This window comes from Chryseobacterium joostei, from assembly GCF_003815775.1.
Taxonomy (GTDB): domain Bacteria; phylum Bacteroidota; class Bacteroidia; order Flavobacteriales; family Weeksellaceae; genus Chryseobacterium; species Chryseobacterium joostei.
Window position 1 is genome coordinate 1340995 of sequence record NZ_CP033926.1, and the last position, 16935, is coordinate 1357929.

The 16935-nt window shown below is 35.5% G+C and carries 11 protein-coding genes; 6 read left to right on the plus strand and 5 right to left on the minus strand.

Annotation, left to right across the window (positions count from 1 at the left end; translation table 11 throughout):
* Positions 1–425: 425 nt before the first annotated feature.
* The 3 genes from mobA (at position 426) to mobC (ending at position 4239) form a co-directional block, all read left to right on the plus strand.
* Complete coding sequence (mobA, locus tag EG359_RS06255) at positions 426–869, plus strand: conjugal transfer protein MobA (RefSeq protein ID WP_076350909.1); 444 nt, start codon at positions 426–428, stop codon at positions 867–869.
* A complete protein-coding gene (gene mobB, locus EG359_RS06260) occupies positions 866–2152 on the plus strand; it encodes a conjugal transfer protein MobB (protein WP_076350907.1) in 1287 nt (428 codons plus the stop codon). Before mobA ends, mobB begins: the two co-directional genes overlap by 4 nt.
* 101 nt (positions 2153–2253) lie before the next feature.
* Positions 2254–4239, plus strand: coding sequence for a conjugal transfer protein MobC (gene mobC / locus EG359_RS06265; protein ID WP_076350905.1), 1986 nt, complete (start codon positions 2254–2256; stop codon positions 4237–4239).
* 64 nt (positions 4240–4303) lie between these two features.
* On the opposite strand, the gene EG359_RS06270 is transcribed toward mobC, so the two are convergent.
* Together EG359_RS06270 and EG359_RS06275 are read right to left on the minus strand one after the other, a co-directional pair.
* On the minus strand, positions 4304–5149 hold the full coding sequence (locus EG359_RS06270; RefSeq protein WP_076350903.1) for an RteC domain-containing protein: 846 nt from the start codon (positions 5147–5149) through the stop codon (positions 4304–4306).
* A gap of 46 nt (positions 5150–5195) precedes the next feature.
* On the minus strand, positions 5196–6896 hold the full coding sequence (locus EG359_RS06275) for an AraC family transcriptional regulator (RefSeq protein ID WP_076350901.1): 1701 nt from the start codon (positions 6894–6896) through the stop codon (positions 5196–5198).
* A 276-nt stretch (positions 6897–7172) separates the two neighbouring features.
* On the opposite strand from EG359_RS06275, the gene EG359_RS06280 reads away from it, so the two are divergent.
* The 3 genes from EG359_RS06280 (at position 7173) to EG359_RS06290 (ending at position 9436) form a co-directional block, all read left to right on the plus strand.
* On the plus strand, positions 7173–7403 hold the full coding sequence (locus tag EG359_RS06280; protein ID WP_076352057.1) for a hypothetical protein: 231 nt from the start codon (positions 7173–7175) through the stop codon (positions 7401–7403).
* 201 nt (positions 7404–7604) lie between these two features.
* Positions 7605–9134, plus strand: a complete 1530-nt coding sequence (locus EG359_RS06285; protein WP_076350899.1) for a MauE/DoxX family redox-associated membrane protein — start codon at positions 7605–7607, stop codon at positions 9132–9134.
* A 26-nt stretch (positions 9135–9160) separates the two neighbouring features.
* Entirely contained in the window at positions 9161–9436 is a 276-nt protein-coding gene (locus EG359_RS06290; RefSeq protein ID WP_076350897.1) for a DUF6520 family protein, read from the plus strand.
* Between the two features lie 29 nt (positions 9437–9465).
* Here EG359_RS06290 and EG359_RS06295 read toward each other — a convergent pair whose 3' ends face one another.
* The 3 genes from EG359_RS06295 to EG359_RS06305 are packed head-to-tail and all read right to left on the minus strand — an operon-like array spanning position 9466 to position 16316.
* Positions 9466–11925 (minus strand): alpha/beta hydrolase family protein, encoded by a 2460-nt coding sequence (locus EG359_RS06295; protein ID WP_084180263.1) that lies wholly within the window; start codon positions 11923–11925, stop codon positions 9466–9468.
* Positions 11915–13294 (minus strand): RagB/SusD family nutrient uptake outer membrane protein, encoded by a 1380-nt coding sequence (locus EG359_RS06300; protein WP_076350893.1) that lies wholly within the window; start codon positions 13292–13294, stop codon positions 11915–11917. Before EG359_RS06300 ends, EG359_RS06295 begins: the two co-directional genes overlap by 11 nt.
* Positions 13295–13304: 10 nt before the next feature.
* On the minus strand, positions 13305–16316 hold the full coding sequence (locus tag EG359_RS06305) for a SusC/RagA family TonB-linked outer membrane protein (protein WP_076350891.1): 3012 nt from the start codon (positions 16314–16316) through the stop codon (positions 13305–13307).
* Positions 16317–16935: the final 619 nt, after the last annotated feature.

Here is a 16935-nt window from a genome sequence, read left to right on the forward strand (position 1 = left end):
ATTTTGATTTCAGGCCTGCAGGCTTTCAGGAAACTAGGCAAGACATTTTGATAGCAGTCCGGATAACTTCCCTGTACAAATAACAAATATAAAATTGTCGCTAAAAGGTGGTATTCTTTCTTTGGCGTGAAATGTCATTGTTTGGCCTTATGACATACAAAGTATTTATTATCAATTGATTGTTACTTTGTAAAAGAAGCCGATGTTGATTTAGAATTAAAGAGTCTTTACAATGCACTCCTTTGTAATACGAGATTTCAAGAGATCAAATTCACTATAATCTTAGGAGTTATCCTTTCACCCGAAAGGGGCAAGTTGTGTTTTGAGCATCTCGGAATGATTTCCGATGCTAAAAACAACTTGCCCTTGCAGGGGGCAGAAAAACAACCTCCGAAGTCGGTGTTTATATATTAAAGTAGAAGATTATGAATGATAAAAACAATGAACAGCAAAAAAAAGGAGGACGACATCCTAAAGTTGATCCTGCCAAGATTAGATATACCATTTCTTTGAATGAAGCAGAGCACTCCCGATTTCTTGAACTTTTTGATCAGTCAGGAATGAAGGTTAAAGCTCATTTTATAACGGCCTGTATATTTGACAAACCCATAAAAATTATAAAAATTGATAAGGGAAGTTTGGATTTTTATATGCGGTTGACCTCTTTTCATAGCCAGTTTCGTAATGCAGGAGTCAATTACAATCAGATTGTGAAGATTCTTTACACTCATTTTTCTGAAAAAAAAGCAGCATCTTTTCTGTATAAGTTGGAAAAGCAAACGGTAGAAATGATTGAAATTTTTAAAAATGTCATTAAGATTACCGAAGAATTTCATCAAAAAAATCTACAAAATAATAAGGTAGAATGATCGCAAAAATTGGTAGAAACAACAATCTTTTTGGAGTTTTGTCATACAATAATACCAAGATACAGCAGGAGAAAGGAGAAATTCTTTTGACCAACAAGATGATAGAAACCCTGAATGGTCAATATTCTGTGCCACAGTTGATGAAATCATTTGAACCTTATTTGATCGCTAATCAAAAAACTGAAAAGCATACACTGCATATTTCTCTTAATCCTGATCCAGGAGACAATGTTTCTGATCAAAAATACAAAGAAATGGCTGAGCAGTATATGCGTGAGATGGGCTATGGAGAGCAGCCTTTTGTAGTGTTCAAACACACTGATATCGACCGCTCGCATATCCATATTGTTTCGGTATGTGTAGATGAAAATGGTAAAAAGATTTCTGATCAATTCGAAAAAATGAGGTCTATGAAAATCTGTAGGAAATTAGAAAAAGCATTCGGACTTCAACTGGCAACTGAAAAACCAAGTCAGCAAAATCAGAAAATTTTTCGTGCCGTAGATTACAAAAAAGGTAATGTGAAAAGTCAGATTTCTTCAGTCACTCGCTATCTCCCCGAATATTATCAATTTCAAACATTGGGAGAATACAATGCATTACTTTCTCTCTATAATATTACTACCGAACAGATAGAAGGTGAATTGCATGGGAAATTGAAAAGGGGTTTATTATATTTTCCTTTATCTGATAATGGAAAAAAGACAGGACATGCGCTTAAAGCTTCTTTATTTGGGAAAACAGCCGGACTTGAAAGCTTACAATTACATTTTGAGAAATGTAAACTCAGTCTGAAAAATAATCCTGCACAAGAAAGTCTAAAATCTCTTATTCTTAAAACTTTTCAGTCCACAGATAATGAATCTGATTTTAAAAGACAATTAGCTCAACATCATATTGATACTATCATTCGGAGAAATGAAAAAGGAAGAATCTATGGGGTAACATTCATAGACCATCATTCTAAAACAGTTTGGAATGGATCACGGTTAGGAAAAGAGCTTTCTGCTAATAGCTTTAATGATTGTTGGAACATGATTGTCAAGCCAGAGATAAAAGATCCGGGAGTGTCAAGCCCCAAACTATCCATGTCACATCCTGCTGGAATGACTGTGAAAAATCCACATCATTTGTTCGAATTCTTAACAACTAGCAAACAAGAAGACAACTGGGTTGAAGCACTGGAAGGCCTATTGCCCCAATTACAAGGAGAAGATTATGAAGAACAAAGTTTTGTCAACGAAATGATGAAGAAACGCAAACGCCAAAGAAGTCAGAAATAATATATGGCCAGGTAAGGCAACCAAAAGCCAGATACTGCCAGATTACAATAGCAATTTTGTAAAGCCTTTAAATTAATTCCTGAACAGTAAGACATTAAATCATGCAGGGAGAGGATGACTTAAGAGGGCTCGCCAAGATTATGGCCTTTATGCGTGCAGTCAGTATTCTTTTGGTACTGATGCATCTTTATTGGTTTTGCTATCGTTTCTTTTTGGAACGGGGTTGGACGTTGGAAATCATCAATAAAATATTAGCAAATTTCGACCGAACGGCAGGCCTGTTTTCACATCCCCTTTACACCAAAGTATTTGCAGTGGTTTTGTTGGCTTTGAGTTGTTTGGGAACTAAAGGGGTAAAAAATGAAAAGATAACCTGGTCAAAAATTTTCTTAGCAATAAGTATTGGCTTTGTGCTTTTCTTCCTTAATACACCATTGCTACATCTCTCTCAAGAAACAGCAATATTCCTCTATTTCATTACTATCTCATTAGGGTATATTGCCTTATTAATGTCAGGCGTATGGATGACCCGATTGCTCAGTATCCATTTAACGGATGATGTATTCAACAACGAAAATGAGAGTTTCTGGCAGGAAACCAAATTGGTGGAAAATGAGTATTCCATCAACCTCCCTACTCAATTTTATTACAAAGGAAAATGGAATAAGGGATGGATCAATATTATCAACCCTTTTAGAGCTTCAATTGTGCTGGGTACTCCGGGCTCAGGGAAATCGTTTGCTGTTATCAACAATTACATAAAGCAGCATATAGAGAAAGGCTTTAGCATGTATATCTACGATTTTAAATTCGACGACCTTTCATCCATTGCCTATAATCATTTACTGAAACACAGCGATAAATATAAAGTAAAACCGAAATTTTACATCATTAATTTTGATGATCCACGAAAAAGCCACCGATGTAATCCGTTAAATCCAAATTTCATGACAGATATTTCGGACGCTTATGAGGCTGCTTATACCATCATGTTGAATCTCAATCGAAGCTGGATACAAAAGCAGGGAGATTTCTTTGTCGAAAGCCCCATTATTCTTTTGGCCGCCATTATTTGGTTTTTAAAAATATACAAAGAAGGGATCTATTGTACATTTCCACACGCTATCGAACTGCTGAATAAAAAGTATGAAGATATATTTACAATATTAACTTCATATTCAGAGTTGGAAAACTATTTATCTCCTTTCATGGATGCCTGGCAGGGAGGTGCACAGGATCAGCTTCAGGGTCAGCTTGCTTCTGCAAAAATTCCATTATCGAGAATGATATCTCCACAGCTTTACTGGGTGATGACAGGAGATGATTTCTCTCTGGATATTAACAATCCGGAAGAACCAAAAATATTATGTGTAGGAAATAATCCTGATCGTCAGAATATTTATTCTACAGCCTTGGGATTGTATAATTCCAGGATTGTAAAGCTTATTAATAAAAAAGGCAGGCTTAAAAGTTCAGTGATTATAGATGAGTTACCTACTATTTATTTTAGGGGGCTTGATAATTTAATCGCAACAGCAAGAAGCAATAAAGTCTCAGTTTGTCTTGGATTCCAGGACTTTTCTCAATTGACCAGAGATTATGGGGATAAAGAAAGTAAGGTTATTCAAAACACCGTTGGAAATATTTTCAGCGGTCAAGTTGTGGGTGAAACCGCAAAAAGTCTATCGGAGCGTTTCGGAAAAGTACTTCAAAAAAGACAGAGCATATCCATTAACAGAAACGATACCTCAACATCAATTTCAACACAATTAGATAATTTAATTCCCGCATCTAAAATTTCCACCCTAACCCAAGGTTTTTTTGTGGGTGCTGTTTCAGATAATTTTGATCAGAGAATAGAACAGAAAATATTTCATTCTGAAATTGTTGTAGATAATGCAAAACTTTCGACCGAATTGAAAGATTATCATCCGATCCCGCAAATTCGTTCTTTTGATAATGAAGATTGTATGAAAACAGAAATAAACAAAAATTACAAGAAGGTTAAGACCGATATTCTTAGCATTATCACTGATGAGTTAGAAAGAATTAAAAATGATCCTGATTTACAACACTTAATCCAATAAATGAATTAAAAAGCCTCTGACCATTTTTCCAAGCTCCTGAGGCTTTTCAAATATAAAACAACAACTATTCACTTTCGTTGTTGACAAAGTGTTGGTTTAGATTATCACTGACCAATTGCAAAAACTTTGTAGGACCCTGTTTTCTGTTTCTAATTTCGAAAATTGTTTTATGAAAATTTCCCAGATCAGTATCCAAAGATTTTTCAACAAATTTGACCACTTCGCTTAATTCAATATTTCCTCCATTGAAACAACGCATATGATATAATGCATACACCAATTCGATTAGCCCTACTTTGGATGCAGACCAGGCCAATGGAGAAATGGCTTTTCCCTTCACAGTATCGATCAGATTTTCAATCTGTTTTTTTAAGTATTGATCAAACTGCTGATTGGCAATAAAGCGAGCAATCAGATGATCGTGCGAGGTGGTAAAACTGGCATCAAAATTATAAAACCCAAATGATAGCTTCATTTTCAGATCATAAGAATTGCGGACAAATATCTTATGATCGAGATAAGACGCATTACGTTTGTAATAGCTGTAAAATTCGGATTGTGAGACATAGAAATTCTTGAGTTTCTCCTGCTCTGCTTCATAATATTTCTTGAGCACCTTTTTGCCGGCTGCAGGTTTATGTGATTCAAGATCCAAAATGGTTGAGTAATAAATAAACTTGGAGATAAACTCAGGCTTCAATTTCTTAAAGAAATAAACCTCTTCAGACAGACTCTCAAAATGATGGTTTGAAATCATTTCCTTTAACGTTCTGATAGACTCATCGATAAGAATCAATGACTTTTCTGAAACCTTCACCATATCCTGATCATCGTCATAGACTTCATGAATTTTTAGCTCTAAGTCATCATGTAATTTTTTAATTTTTCTAAAAAGAGTTTTTGTTACCATGTCCTTTTTTTAGAAATTTACAAAAAAACGTTTAGCAGGAATATAATCAACTGATTCCCAACTCCTGTTTTCGTTTTTTAATATAATCCGTAGGACGTATACCGTTAATTTCATAAAACAGATTAGAAAAATTTTGACGTGCAGCAATGCCACATTCATCTGCTAGAGCTTCAATTCGGTAGTTAAGAAATTTATTGTTTGTATTCAGCAGATCTGTGATATAATTGATCCTAAGTTCTGCCATGTATTTATTAAAATTCATTCCTTTATTTTCGTTGATATATACTGACAGATAATGAGAATTGGTTCCTAATTTCACAGCAATACTATTCTGTGTAAGGCCTTTCTTTTTAAATTGTAATTCCTGCTCAAATTTTTCAAGCTTTTCCCTTATTTCTAAAGTCATTTCAGGAGTTAGGAAGGTTTTCCGAAGTGAATGTTCATCCAGTTCTTCCTTCTCAATATCACTAATTTTGTAAGTGCCATCCGCTATTCTCTTCTGTAAAAGGTTATATTGCTTTTTAATTTTTTGATCCTTTCTGTATCGTACAACAAAAAATGTTAAAACAATACTGCCAGAAAAAATTAAAATTTTAGCATATATCATTTTTTTCTTTCCTGATTTCTCAATATCATCTTTTTGCTCGATCAGCGTTTGGCGGTCATAATCTTTATGAAGCTTAGAAGAAAGATAAGGGTAGTCTTTAGAAATAATACTGTCTGCTTTAAGCAATTGATTGGTAAAATATAGCTGCTTATTGACATCTTTATTTCGGTAATATTCAATGAGATATTTATAGCTACTATAAACTTCAGGGAGCACAAATTCATGCTTTTCAAAAATGGAATCTATTCTGTTATAGTATTTAATAGCAATCTCAGGATCATTTTCAGCTTCGGAAATTTTACCCAGGTAATAGTAGATTACCGTAGACCAGGCAAAATCATTGCGCTTTAAAATAATGGGTAAAGATTTTTCCAAATCAACCCTCGCCTCCTTAAAATTTTTCTTTTGAAATTTTAAAATCCCTATGCATTTTAAAAAGTAACTATTCTCCAAAGCAAAATCATGATCCTTTTCAGTAAGCCTATACCCCAGTTGGCTCAGACTGTCGCTTTTAGTAAAATTCATCAAATAACGATTAATAATCGTAATTTGATGAAGGGTGTTCAGATAACCTTTATTGTAGTTAAACTGGTCATTGACATGATTTTTTTCTTTTAACTTCTTGTCGTAATAAGTGAGGCAGTCTTCAAAATGTTCAAGAGCTTCGTCGTAATAGCCCAGATGTCCTTTAACAATTCCCAAATGGTACAAGACCTTATAATTAAGATATTGATCGTCGGAATCTTTTGAATATTGATAAGCCTTTAAATATTCGTTTAAGGCTAGTTTATATTTTTTCTGATAAAAATAATAGATGATTCCTTTGCTAAGATAATCTTTGCTGATATCATCTTTCGTTCCATGGGTAAGGCTAATACTGATGGCACTGTCAGCATACTTAATCTTACTATTATAATCAAACTGTCTTCCGTCTCTGTAACCCTGAATCAGTTTTGTATAATTTCCCTCTTTTTTGGCTTTTGAAATATATAACCTCACAGCAGGTAGCGCATCCCTGTCATCGATCGTCATTCTTTCATACGTTTTTCTTATTTCATTGAAAGTCCGTTCGTTTTGCTGTGAAAATACAAAATGGGAAAAAGCAGAAAACAGGACGAGAAAGTAGTTTAACTTTTTCATATACTGATTATTAGAACCTCACCATCTCAAAAATAGACATTTTGTTTTGAAATAAGTCAAATTTTAGAGAAATCAGATTTCTCACAAACAAAAGCCAAACAATTATTTGATTATCAACCAATTAAACAATAAATAAAAATGTATCAATTTTAAAATTGATACGTGCCTATTTTAAAATTGCTCCGTAGAGCAGTTTTTTTTGACTTCGCAGCCCGATACCTTTGGCTAAGAATTCTAAATCAATCCGGCCGGGATAACCAAATTAAAATCATTACTATGAAAAAGTTTATCCCAATTTTAAGCCTTGCTATAGGCTCAGTTTGTTTACAGAACTGTATAAATCGAGACGAAGATATTGAGTCAGATTACAGAGTGTCCCCAGAGGTTCAAAAGACCATGATGATGCGGCAGGACTCTGCTAAATCAATAGAGGGAACAATAGATCCTAATCCTCCTGATCCGCCAGTTAGAGACGGAGATAATTGGCGGCTGTACAAAAATAATTAATCCTTCAGCATAATCCATGATTCCTCATACCTCCATATCAGTTGTTACAGGCTTACCATGTCCAAAAAGTGGCATCTGGGAAAGTATGGGGAATTTCAAAACAACTGTAACCGTATCCAAAGGTGAAATGATGCCCGACTATTGTGGAAGGAAAACCAAATGGAAGTTAATTATTGCCTGTTAAAACTATAAATATCAGCCATGAAAGATTATAATAGCATCTTAGTAAAAGGTATATCCTATTTCTTTATTCTCCTGTTCATTTACGCAAGTGTTAGTAAGCTTTTAGAGTTTGAGAAATTTCAAGTACAATTAGCACAATCACCATTACTCAGTGCATATGCAGGGAGTATTTCCTATACAATAATTATCGTGGAATTAATAACCGCAGGATTACTTAGCATAAGCAAAAGTAGGATGTTCGGTCTTCTGGCTTCCTTTAATTTAATGATCGCATTTAGTATTTATATCTACTTAATTCTGTATCATAGTGAATTTATTCCATGTTCTTGTGGTGGTATATTGGAAGATATGGGCTGGAAAACTCACTTGATTTTTAATATTATCACAGTTATTATAGCAGGACTAGCAATCATAATAGCTAATAGATCATCTACCAGCTACACAGTATTTCCACGGGTATCTGTACGACTATGGCTTATGTTAGGCACTGGTACTTTAAGTAGCTGCCTTGTCATATACCTTTTCTTTTCGTCCGAATATATCATTAAAAAAGAAAATAATTTTACAAGGAGATTCTTATCTCATCCTATCATTCAAGAAAATATTTTGAACCTTGGAGTTGATTCGTACTATTTTGCTGGAATTAGTGGAGATACACTCTATTTAGGTAATAAGACATCTCCATTCCAGATTTTGAAGATAGATATAGGATTAATAGATAAGAAGCTGGTTAAAGTTATTCCAGAAGGTCAATTTACTTTTAAGTCTTTATCTTATGAAGTGTCTGACAATAGTATATTTGGGTTTGATGGTACCGTTCCGGTTGTATACACCTGTTCTTTATCATCTACAATAAAACTCAGAACAATTAGCTATCAAGATGCTTTTTTCAGTCAGCTTCTTGTTTTGGATTCTTTGCACTTTGCTATCAGAACTAAGGAAGGTTCCGGTATGAATAACGTTTTGGGGCTGTTGGATATTCAAACTGAACCTAAAATTCAGCTCAATAAAAATATTCTTTCTTCCAAGAGCCAAAACCATTTTGATACAGATGGAAAACTTCTATTTGATCATAAAACAAATGAGCTGTATTATATATTCTTTTACCGAAATCAAATTTTAAGAATAAACAGAAATCTCAATCTCATAGATAAAATAAAAACCATTGATACTATTTCTGTTCCTATGATAGAAACTGTAAAGCTAAAGGATGGTACAACTAAAATGAGCCATCCATCTAAAGTAATCAACCTATCAACAACTTTGCACGATGGACTTATATTCAACAGATCCAGCCTAATGGGTAAACATGAAATAAAAGAAAGCTGGAAATCATCATCAATTATTGACGTATACAAAATTAATCCTTCTCAATATTGGGGCAGTTTTTATGTACAGCACCGCGGCGGTAAATCATTGTCTCATATGCTTGTCACCGATCAGTATTTCTTTGCGCTGGTTGGAAATGATCTCATCCGTTACAAAATAAGACAACCACTCACAGATGGGATGAATGGGGGTAAGCCGAAAAACCATAAAACAGAGTAGGCAAAAATTTATAACATCAAAATATCATGAAAAAATTAAGATCAGCAATTTTACCATTAGTAATTGCTACCGTAGGTGTAGGAAGCGCATTTGCTACTACGACTAACAAGAATACAAATTCAGTTGATATTCAAGGTTATTTGTTCCGACCTAACGAAGTGGAACAATGTCAACCTGTGTCAAAGTTTTGTGACAATAATGGTGCCTTCGACTGTACAGTTTCAGGACCAGGAACGGAGGCCTTGCGAATTTTTAACGGCACAAGCTGCCCTAATATACTAAAACATAGTGTTGCTAATTAAAAAAAAAGGATGCCTTTCGGCATCCTTTTTTAATTCATTTCCGATATCCAATCCGAAGTCTTATTCTTCAAATGAAAATCAAGCCATTGATATATCCTTGAATAAAGATCAACCCTGTTTTCAATTTTTTGCAAACTATGATCATCATCGGGATAAAATAGAGCAATCACAGGCTTTTTATTCCTTCGCAGGGCCAAATAAAACTCCATCGTCTGTTGCCAATCAATGTTTTGATCTTTTTTCCCAGCCCAAAGAAGAATAGGAACATTTACTTTCTCGGCATGGTATACAGGACTATTTACAATGTACAAACTCTTAAAGTTCGTAAAACTACCAGGCATTCTATATTGCCCACCTTCAAACTGCCAGTAAAAAGGTCCATTCCAGAGATAATTATATGAGTGGTAAGATCTTACCAAATCACTATTTCCCGCACCTGCAACATAGGCTGCAAATAACTTAGATTGTGTCGCAATAAAGTTACTTTCATACCCGCCGTGAGAATGTCCGACCAATCCAATTTTTGAAAAATCAATAGAAGTGTTGCCGTATAATGCTTTAATTGAACTTTCAACACAGTCTAATGCCGAGCGTCCAGTTCCCCTTTCATCATAAACTATTTCAGGCAAGAATACAAAATAACCATTTTCAATCAGATATCTGCTGTTAATTCCTTCTGTGCTCCCAAACATTCCGTCAACAAGGTACTGATTGCTTTCCGATCGCTGACTTTCATAAATAGAAACTACCATAGGATACTTCTTGTTTTTATCATAGTGTAAAGGATAAATCAATGTACCCTTTAATTCAACTCCCTTTTCATTTCTTGACACAATCCATTCTGACTTAATTTTCAATGCATTGATATCTTGATCTACACTATTATACAGAAGTTTTTCAGTCTTTTCAGACAAACATATCACTGGTGGCTTATTGATATTGCTTCGGACAAATAAAAATTGTGACCTTGAAGAATAATCAAACATTTCTGAAATATAATCTTGCGTAGGCGATACAATCATTTTAAGTACTTTTCCATTGAAAGATGCTATAGCATTTGTATTATCTTCTTTTCTCCACAAGTGAATCAGAACATTTTTTTCATTGGGGAAAGCAGTTTTATAAATAGGAAAACCGGGACTTATGGGAGTTTGATCACCATTAATTAATTTGCTTCTAAAACCTGAAGGAAGTCTAATAATTTGATGCTTCTCTAATTCAATATCATACATATCAATACTCCCCTCATTTTCAAAGAGCAGTCTTTGAGAGTCTTCAGAAAAATAGACACGTCTGGAAGAATGCACCGGAAGTATTTTTTTCTCTCCGTTATTAACGTTTACCAACATCCACTGCCCATCCTTGGATGTCACTAGAAATTTCCCTTGGGGATCTGTATAGATAACACCACCCGCTTCTACAAGAAATTCATGTCTTTTTAAAGCGGTATCATATCTGAAAATTGTGAAAGGAAAAGCTTCCTTGATGTAATCTTTATGCTGATATGGATTAAATGAAAGCAAGTAATCTGGCCGACCGATATAAACCAAATGGCTATGTTCATTATCCTGTACTTCAGTAACCATTCCGGTAACGAAGTTCCATATAAGCACTTTATTTTTAGCCGCATCAAAAAATCTTTGGTCAATTTTTTTATCATTCCCATACCATACTTCTACTGCATCTTTATCTTTTGGATTGCTAAAAAAATTAATATTCAGGAAAATATTTTGACTATCAATTATAGCAGGTGTCAAAACTACCGATTTTATACCTTTTCCATTATCGTACTTGAATTCTTTCGTTATGTTATTATCAGTATTATGATAAAAGATTTTAAATTCGGATTGTTGCTTTTCGTAGATAATAAATGAATGATCTGCTATCTTTTTTGCACTTAAGAAAGGTTGATCTGAGCTATGTAATAACAAAGAACCGTTTTTCTCAAGAGACAATAGCCGGTACTGATCCTTCCCCTTAGTTATATAAAAAAATTCACCATCTCTTAATGTACTACTAATTACGTCCGGAATTCCGCGTATTACTTTACCATGTTCATCATTGATGACTAAAGAATCATTTCTTGCTATTATTACTTGATTAAATTTTCCAAAATAATGAGCTGAAGTTACATCTTTCCATTGTAAACTTTTTTTTGAAGGTAGTTTCATCATCAGTGCGTTAGCCCCACTGCAGAAAAATAAATGACCTGATTTTGTAAAACGTGCCGAATAGCTATTAGGAAACTGTAAAATACTCCCCTTTCTATCTTTAGTATCCACTACAACCAGTGTATCCTTATTCTGTTCATATGATTTATTGAAAATTACAAATCTACTGTCTCCAGACAATTGTGGAGCAGCAATACCAAACTGATGATTTCTCAGTTTATCTGGAATTTGAAATGTTGTTGAATTTCCTTGAGCCAATACTATTAATGGCAAAAGGATGAGTAATAAAAATATCTTTATCGTTATATTAATAACCATTGTTCTGTGGATTTAATGATGGATTAAGAGCCAGTTCCGATACCGGAATTGGCCATATAGAATGAAAAATTTTCCAATTAGGCTTGGATTGACTGAGGATATCAAGCTTTCCATTACGTTTCAAGCTTAGAAAACGAATTCCCCTTTCTGAAAAGAATTCTCTTCTGTTTTCTGCAAGGATCTCCTCTAATACTACATCTTTCGAAATAGTACCTGAAATATTACCCAATCCTGACAAGTTTCGAATAGCATTGAGGTAGTTGACAGCCTCAGGAACTCTGTTTTGCTGTGCAAGGGATTCTGCCATAATCAGATAAGCTTCCTGTAATCTGAATACTATGGAATATTCGTCAGTATTGGCTGTTATCGTTTTGTATTTATTGATTTTATAATAGGTTTTCTGACCACTAACCACGGGAGACATCCAAGATGTTTTTCTCTGATCTGCCGTAGAAAAGCTTGCAAGTAAGTTTTCTGATGCAGCATAATACCTAGGCACACCCGAAGCGAAATTGTATAACGATGCTTCAGGTGTAGCGGTATTAGCATAAATGGGTTTAAGCTGCCATAATATATGCTTCCCGTCTTTCTTAAAGGTTTTTGAAAGATCCTGAGGAAAACTGTACAATGGTGAGGTAATGATACCTGAAAGTAAATCCTCTGCTAAATTCCATTGTTTTAGCCTTGCATAGACAATCGCAGACAATAAATTAATAGTCTTTCGGTTAACATAAATCCTTTCAGCATTACGATAATCTGTTTCAAGAAATGGACTAATTGTTGAAAGGTCTTGAGATATGTTTTGCAGAATCTCAGTTGTACTTATTTTTGAAAGTGATTGATTGATGGAATAATCTGTAGAGATTGTATAAGGAATATCACCAAAAATTTCCGTGAGATAATAATACACCAATGATCGCATAAAAATAGCCTCACCTTTAATCCTGTTTTTATCTTTCTCAGGAATACCTGAAGATTTTTCCAATCCTTCAACAATAGCGTTAGCCATATAAATTTGTCTGTAACCATTCCCCCAAACCAGCTTTACAGTGGTATTGGATGCGTTTTGAATATTATTGAACAAATCCATCGATGCATTGTTGGAATACACATCATACCCGTCCAAATCATCCACATAACTTCCTAATAAACCTCCTGCACCGGTAGAACCACCTGCAATAACAGAGAAGGATTGCATCTCAGCATATAATGCTGACAATGCCCCATCTGCAGTACTTGTTGACTCAAATACCTGACTGGTCGTAATCTGGTTGATAGGAAGATCGACTTCAACCAGCTTTTCACAAGAACTATAACAAAGTAGTATTGCTATTGTAAGAATTGCTTTTTCAATTATTTTATTCTTCATGATAATAATGTTAAAAAGTGATTTGAACACCCATAGAATAGGTTTTTAAAGGGGGTATATAACCGGTTACCAGGAATTCGGGATCGATCCCGAAATAGTTGGTCCATGTCAGAAGGTTTTGCCCTTGCAGGAATATTTTTGCTTCAGACAAAAGTTTACCCTTTACTGGTATCGTGTAATTCAGTTGAACATTTTTTAGTCTGATAAATGATGCATCACTAACCGCAGCTGTGCTGTACTTAAGATAAGTGGTCATTGTAGAAGCGGTAGGATTGCTTCCCGATGAATAAGGCATAATAATACCGTTTGGATTATCTGTTGACCAGACATTCGTGAAAGCCTCAGGCTGATTAGAAAGTGTTCCCTGAACGCTCATATCTCTGAAATAATTCGTTTGTCTTTGTTTTACAAATTGAAATAAGAATGAGAAGGACAAATTGCGATATTTTACTTCATGCTGCCAGCCACCGAAGAATTTAACCCCAATATTTTCGATAGTCTGAGCATCATCAAGTATTGAAATCTTACCATCATTGTTAGCATCTTTAAAACGGTACTGCCCTGTTACGGGATCAATGCCTTGGTATTCCAAAAGTTTGAGAATTGTGGTAGGTTGACCTACAGCATACATCGTAGCGTAAGGTGAACCTTCTAAACCCGGAAATGAAATAAGTTTGTTCTTCGGAATTGAGATATTGAAGCCCGAATTCCATCGCCAGTCAGAGCTTTTAATGATCTGTGAACTAAGTTCAAATTCCCATCCGCTATTCTCTACGGTAGCATTAAGGTTTGCCTGCACTGAGCTGAAACCTGTAATAAGTGGCAATTGAACACCGATCAGCTGATTAGATGAGCGGTTTCTATACCAGGATGTCGTAAGGTTGATCCGGTTCTTTAATAAGGAAATTTCTAATGCAGTTTCTAGCTTTTTTGTTTTCTCCCACGAAAAATCTGGATTGAAAAGTTTTGAAGGAATAAATGCTGAAACAGCATTGTAAGGCGAAGCAGTAACAGTATAGGTATTTAAATATTGGTAATCTCCTATCCTGTCACTTCCCGTAATACCGTAACTGGCGCGCAGTTTTGCAAAACTGAGCCATTTTTGATTTTTCAGAAAAGATTCTTCTGAAATGATCCATGCACCCCCTAAAGCACCGAAATTGGCAAACCGTTTATTAGGTCCAAACCTGCTGGAGCCATCACGACGGCCTGTTACATTAAAAATGTACTTTTTATTGTAGTTCCAGTTAGCCCTTGCGAAAACAGCAGCATAACGATAGTCGCTTTCATTCAGACTTTCAATGTTGATCACTGATGCAGCGGCAATATTATGGAGCAGCGCATTGCTGGAATATCCTGTTCCTCTCACGGCTAAAGATTTTGAAATAGTTTCCTGATAAGAGGCCCCCACAAGTACTTCTATCTTGGATTTATTCATGTTTTTACTCCACGAGAGTTGCGGTTCCAGAAGGTAAGAAATGAAGCTGGAGTTATTAACGGCTGAGGTAGAATTGGATGAACTGGCTCCGGCTGGAAATGCAGGATTATACATGGTGTTGGGTGAAAGTATTGTTTCTTGTAAACTCCAGTAGTTAAAACCTCCATTAAGCTTTAGCTTTAAATTATCGGATAAAGCATAGCCTGCGCTGATATCCTGATTTAACCTAAAAGTTTTTGCTTCATAGGTCCCGTTAAGAGCTGCCATAGGATTACTGAAAGTATTTTCCTGCCAATTGATGTTTCCGTTAGCATCGTATAATGCGGGTGCATTAGGGACAAGTGATAGAGACAATCGCGTAAAATCACTGTTCATCACATTGTTGGATTGAAAAGTCAGGTAATTAGACGCTGTTAATGAAAAACGTCGGTCTGCACTATTATAATTGTAATTGCTGTTAAGGGCATTGGTTTTGTATCCTGAATTACCCGGGTAAACGGTTCCCTGTTCCTGGTGAGAGGCACTGAGCAGAAAAGAAGAGCGGTCGCCACCACTACTAAGAGAAAGTGATGTTTGCGTATTTTCTGCACTACAACCAATAAGAGTCTTCTGCCAGTCGGTATATCGTGATTGATCCCATTTCCCGTTGAGATCATAAGCAGAAGCAGGTAATGTTGTAATTCCGTCATTAGCAAACGCCTGTTTCCTCATTTGTATATACTGCTCTGTAGACATCATTTCCAGCCTATTGGCAACACTGCTCAAACTATAGCTGGTATTGAGGCTGAACTGTATATCTTTGGTACTTCCCTTTTTAGTCGTAATCAGGATGACCCCATTACCACCCCGTGAGCCATAAATTGCTGTAGCGTCCGCATCTTTAAGCACTTCTATACTTTCAATATCATTGGGATTCATCGCATTGAGCGGGTTGATGTCACGCATAGGTTCAAAGCCCCCCGTGTAGCTGGTAGCTAATTGTCCCCCAACTGGAATACCATCGATCACATATAGCGGTTCATTTCCATTGATAAGACTGTTGGTTACCGTTCGTAAACTATTTCTACCTCTGATCTGAACATCAAAGCCTCCTGAATTATTACCACTGGAGCTTGTAATGTTAACTCCTGCCATTCGTCCCTGTAAGGCAGAGAGTACATTAGTGACAGGTTGATTTTCTATATCTTTTGCTGAAACTTTGGCGATACTACCGGTTCTTTCTTTGTCTTTAACCTTGTAGTAGCCAGCGTTGAGAATAACTTCTTCGATTCCCTTTACTTTTTGTTCTAAGCTGATATTAACGACTTTCTGATTAGTGAGTGTGAACTTTTCTTCTGCATAATCAGGGTGTCTGAACAATAGGATGGGATTTTCTGCTGAAACCTGTAAAGTATAGGTTCCGTTGTTGCCGGTCATGGTTATCTGATCACTGCCTTCTTGGGAGATTATAACTCCTGAAAGTGGTTTACGTGATGAAGTTACGGTACCGGAAATGGTGCGTGTTTGGGCTTTTGTACGGATGCTTACAGCGGTAAACATGAGCCCAAAGAAAATGCCTCCTATATTGTAATAGGAATTTTTCATAGATTTGTAAAGGTTTTTAATTTTCTAAAGATTAATTACTGAACTACGCTCTTTCCCGTTGGTCTGCAAACTCTATGGGAAGGGCTTTTTTCTTTCTTCTGATTTTTAAGTTGAGTAGTTTTTTTGATTCATTTTGTAGATAAAGACTTTCCTGATGCCCTTCAGTATGAAAAAGGACTGGTGAGGTTCTGCAATCAGTGACCACAAGGCACCGGAAAGAATTTAATATGAATGAAATCTGTGTTCCCGTGTAAGCTTCTTAAAGCCGCAATAGGTTGTACCCTCCTATTGTATCGTATAGTCTGATACTATTATGTAAGCGGGCTTAGATTTTTATGTAGAGATAGAGCGAACTGCATTGAAAAAAACGGCATGGGACTCAACATTATCCAATTCGGGGTACTGGTATACCTTACATACAGATAAGAGAGCCCACGCCTAGGTCGTGAGCTTCCTGCTTATCATCTCGTATGTTAAAAATTACCAGTTTTCGAATTTGAGACTCTAAGCAATAGCTTCTATTATTCTTTGAAGTATCGCAAAGTTACATTTTCTGTAACCTATTTTACAAATATAATAATATTTTCTCATTGCGCACAGAAAACCGCACTATTTTTTT